Origin of the sequence: Paenibacillus sp. YIM B09110 (assembly GCF_037167145.1) — a bacterium.
Taxonomy (GTDB): Bacteria; Bacillota; Bacilli; order Paenibacillales; family Paenibacillaceae; genus Pristimantibacillus.
This window is the reverse complement of sequence record NZ_JBANSP010000056.1, coordinates 1-2846: the sequence shown is the minus strand read 5'-3', so window position 1 is coordinate 2846 and position 2846 is coordinate 1. Positions and strand designations below refer to the sequence as shown.

At 45.3% G+C, this 2846-nt stretch carries 2 protein-coding genes; both read right to left on the bottom strand.

Annotated elements, in window-relative coordinates:
• Nucleotides 1–132 precede the first annotated feature (132 nt).
• Nucleotides 133–1695 carry a sensor domain-containing diguanylate cyclase gene (locus V8F51_RS31415; RefSeq protein ID WP_337104442.1) on the bottom strand — a complete coding sequence of 521 codons (1563 nt, stop codon included), beginning with the start codon at nt 1693–1695 and terminating at the stop codon, nt 133–135.
• 130 nt (nt 1696–1825) lie between these two features.
• Nucleotides 1826–2380, bottom strand: a complete 555-nt coding sequence (locus V8F51_RS31410; RefSeq protein WP_337104441.1) for a GNAT family N-acetyltransferase — start codon at nt 2378–2380, stop codon at nt 1826–1828.
• Between the last annotated feature and the right edge of the window lie 466 nt (nt 2381–2846).

Below are 2846 nucleotides of genomic sequence, written 5' to 3'. Positions count from 1 at the left end.
TTTTCCATTTTCGCGCAAGAAAAAGAGCAAGTTATCTTTTCGATAACCTGCTCTTTCCTTAACTTCGGCTCTTCGCCTTAACTTAATGACATTGGGCTGCGGCCCCGTCTCTTCTTTGGTTATATTCACGTCTTAACCTATGCTTACTTTGTTTCTTCCTGATTGTTTGGAACGGTATAAAGCGTCATCTGCCGTCTGCATCATGACCTCCAGCTCGCCCTGGCTGTCATCGATGGATGCAACCCCAATCGATACGGTAATAGGCTTCCCGATTGGACTAACGGCTTGCTCGATGGTTGTTCGAATATGCTCTGCAAGCAGATAGGATCCGTCTAGATTCATATTTGGCACAAGGATAACAAATTCTTCCCCGCCGTATCGGCAACAAACCACATCATCATCATAGCTTGTCAGTTCTAGCATTTTCTGAGCAAGAAACCTCAATACCTCATCGCCCATTGGGTGTCCATAAGTATCGTTCACACATTTGAAGTGGTCAATATCGAGGATCATATAACAGAACGACGTATTTGAATCAATCCAACTCTGCAGCACCTTATCCATCGTTCGCCTGTTGTTTAATCCCGTCAACGTATCCTTTTGGGCTTCGGTCGCGAGCGTATGAATTTGTTCTTGCATCATGCTGATCGCTCTTGTCATTGCTTTTTGAAGCTGCTTGGCTTCATAATACCAGCTCTGCGTTTTTGGAAACGGCATAGCTTGATTGCTTTCATTCAAATTTTCTGCGAAATGAGCGAGCTTATATAAAGGCCGGGAAATATATCGAATCAAGACGAAAGCCAAAGCGATTAGCAATAAAATTAACGGAACGGAATACAGGCAAATGTTCCAAACCAAATTTCTAGCGGAAACCGTTACAGTAGAAGCGGGAGTTTGGGATACAATTCCCCAGCTTGCTTCCGGAACGGGAGCATATCCGGCGTTCATCTTTTCGCCAACCGTGTTCGTTACCACTTTTGTGCCAATGTGGCCGCCTACGACTTGCTGAACAGCAGGGTTTTCCATCACGATATCGCCTATTCTCGTTTTGTCGGGGTGGTATAGCAGCTCGCCTTTGTTGGAAACGACATACACATAGGAGCCGCTGTCAGTATTGGTATGCGTGCCTAGCACACTTTCTAATATATTTGATTCATGCAGATAGATGGAGCCAGCCAAAAACCCTGTGTAATCGCCTGACTGATCGAAGATTGGGACGGATACAAGAACAATGAAGCGTCCCGTAATGGCGATATAGGGCTCTGAAATTAACGGTTTCTTAAGCGCTAGCGCTTGTTTCGCGGCTTCGCTGGTCAACGTTTTGTTCACTACGCCGAGAGACTCCGGAGAGCTTAGCAGGACAACGCCTTCTTCGCTTACGACGAATAAGGAGTTGAACATATTAGTGCTTCGTTTGATGTAGTTAAGCGTTGCCTGAGCGTCCATTAAATCTTGCTGAGATATGTAATCGGCAGATTCGGTTAATGTTTTTTTGGCAGAGGTTAATAGATCGTTCGTCATCTGGGCGAGCTTCTCCGCGTTGCTGCGATTGAATTCGAGCGTGCTGGCGATAAGCGATTGTTTATCACTGTTGTAACCGACAATAGCGCAGACGACAAGCGTGACGATAACCGAGAAAACGATGAGTAAATTAACTAGATTATTAAGGGTAAGCCCTCTGTGCTGTGTTCGCATAACGATGTGCTCCTTGTCCCCATTTCACTGACATTACTGTATATATATTTATTACATTACAGTAATGATAGGTAAGCGTCAAAGACAAGTTGGGCTATAGGAAATAACATCATTGTTGTGCTTTGCGGGTTCAATGCCTCTTAAGCGTATAATGCCCAAATCTCTCGCCGTCGATCTCAATCTGCCCGGCAGGCGTGAAGCCGCAGCGCAGAATGACTCCAATAGAGCCGGTATTATGCGTAAGGGCAAGCGCATGAAGCTCCGTAACTTGGGCCTGAGCGAATAAATAATGAATGAGCCCTGATGCCGCTTGCGTCGCATAACCTTTGCCTCTATGATCTTTGGACACTGCGTACATAATCTCGCGATTCGGCTCTGGCAGCTCGTCCTTCGGACCCGTACAGCACCAACCGATAAAGGCGCCGGTTTCCTTATGAATAATGCCTAAGCGAAGTCTTATATCGTGAACGGGACGTCCTTCCTCTACCGCCTGCAGAAACGCTTTATTTTCCGGAATTTCATAGTTTGCTATCCAGTCGGCACGCTGCTTCTTCGGCACGTTCCAATCCGGCAGAAACGTATGAATCTCCGGTTGCATAGTCAGCGCATGCAGTTCATCCAAGTCTTCAAGCTGGTATTCCCTCAAGTAGATATCTTTGCAGTCAATCGTAAATACTGAATTCATAGGGGATGATTCTTCTCCGTTCTAAAGTGATTTTGTTTGTCGGGGCTGGTGCTGGTATTACTCTTTACTTTAACATGTGGCTGATAGGAAGCGGTCGGTATAAAATGGTTTTAAAAAATTGATGTTCCATCTAATCAAGAGCGCTTCGTATGTTCGCCAGTCGCGGGCTGCTGGCAAGATATTCGGTAAAGACGGCTATGTTGGATTTCTGCAGTGTAGAGAGCCTCTAGGGGCATTGTTTAACTGCTATATTGGATATTTGCAGTAAGTTTCTGCTTGAATGGGTAAAATGGCGGTTTTCGAAGCAAAGTTAGTGCGAATATCCAACATAGGCTCTGAATTTCCCCGATATCGGCAAAAGTTAATGCAATTACGGCTAGGCCCCTTAAATCCGGAGTCTTACCCAACAAATAATGTCTGTTCGAAGTAAAGCTTATTATTTCGGGCGATTACATTGCTTTATGAA